1 protein-coding gene is annotated in these 2,004 nt (G+C 45.7%); it reads right to left on the bottom strand.

The window, feature by feature from the left end; genetic code table 11:
* On the bottom strand, positions 1 to 2,004 hold a 2,004-nt coding region (locus AC1MDJ_RS07600), incomplete at both ends, for a beta strand repeat-containing protein (RefSeq protein WP_479690320.1).

Below are 2,004 nucleotides of genomic sequence, written 5' to 3'. Positions count from 1 at the left end.
TCTTAACTCCCTTTATATTACTCGCTACCCAAACAGAACTGCTACGACGCTCATAACGAGGCTCAATAAATGAACTATAAGACGCAGGAATTATCCCGTTAGCCTTGTCAGAACCTAACGTCCCTAACGAACCAGTGAAATCACCACTCCCCAAACCACTAGATATGCTACCAAATATCCCACCTATAGTAGTCTGCATAGTTTCAGCTATGGTGCTAGAAATAGCGGTACCACCTAAGGCATTTATTGCTTGTTCCCCCGTACCATACGTGTCATCATACTGAACTAATCTATAAATCTGCTCTGATATAATGCTACCCATAGAACCAGCGGCAAAACCACCCTGCAACCAGCCACTACTCGCCGCATCAGGTAAGCCGCTTGTCTTCGCTGATACACTATAAGAACCATCCGAACCCGTAGCAGTTATATCATACAGAAGATTGTTATCAATACGTCCCGCTTGCTGATAAGCATCCCAGCCACCTGCACCACCATCCGCATCACTAAAGATATTCACAACAGTAGCACCACCACCAGCCAGAGTGCTCGGCGCATCTACTATTACCCTTAACTTCTTATTGCCGTTATTAACAATATTAAATTGGTTAGCTGATATGTTCCCTACCCTTATCACCCCGTCATCATCCCAAACCGTCGCAGAAATAGACGTATCGCTCAGCGATACATTATCAAAAATAAGATTCGCTCTGCCTAAAAATAACGTGTTGGGGAATAATGATATTGTTGACGTTAAGGATGTAGAACCCGCATTAACGGTGCCTGTCCCCAGAAAGCTCATCTTTCCAGCATTAAATATGCTATCGCTCGCCGTTAAAAAGTCAACCGATGTCGTCCCAGTGTCTATGTTAAAGTTGCCCGCGTTAAAAATAGCACCACCAAGCCCATTCCCAGCCACGTTATTGCTAAAAGTTGCCCCCGCACCTAGCGTAAACGTACCAGTAGTAGCATTATAAATAGCACCGCCAAGCCCAGTCTCAACCCTGTTGTTGCTAAAAGTTGCTCCCGCACCTAGCGTAAACGTGCTAGTATTATAAATAGCACCACTAGTGTTCCCCGCAAAACTTGCGCCGTTGCCACTTAATGTAAATGTGCCAGCATTATAAATAGCACCACCATCATTAGCAGTGTTCCCCTCAAAGCTTGCACCGTTGCCACTTAATGTAAATGTGCCAGTACTATAAATAGCACCGCCACCACTAGTAGCAGTGTTCCCTGTAAAACTTGCATTGTCGCCACTTAATGTAAATGTTCCACCACTATAAATAGCACCGCCACGACTACCATTAGCAGTGTTCCCCGTAAAGCTCGCGTTGTCGCCGCTTAATTCAAACGTGCCACCATTATTGATAGCACCGCCAACAGTAGCAGTGTTCCCTGCAAAGCTTGTGCCGTTGCCACTTAATGTAAATGCGCCACCATTACTGATAGCACCGCCATTAGTACTAGCAGTGTTCCCCACAAAGCTTGCGCCATAGCCACTTAATGTAAATGTGCCAACAGTATTAAAGATAGCACCGCCAGTAGCATCAGCAGTGTTATTGTAAAAACTTGCGCCATCACCGCTTAACGTAAATGTGCTCCTATTATAGATAGCACCGCCATTACTAGTAGCAGTGTTCCTCTCAAAGCTCGTGTTGTCGCCACTTAATGTAAATGTGTTGACACCTTGACCAGTACCATTAGAGATAGCACCGCCATAACCACCAGCAGTGTTCCCCACAAAACTCGTGTTGTCGCCACTTAATGTAAATGTGGCGCCACCTTGAACAGCACCATTAGAGATAGCACCGCCAAAACCAGAAACAGTGTTCTCCACAAAGCTTGTGCCGTTGCCACTTAATTCAAACGTGCCAGAGCCAGAGTTAAGGATAGCACCGCCATAATAACCGGTAGCAGTGTTTCCTGCAAAGCTTGCGCCGTTGCCACTTAATGTAAATGTGCCAGCATTAAGGATAGCACCGCCATAATAACCGGTAGCAG

The organism is Candidatus Termitispirillum reticulitermitis (assembly GCF_054655775.1).
Note: the sequence above shows the minus strand (reverse complement) of the source record. Positions and strands in the feature narration are given on the sequence as shown.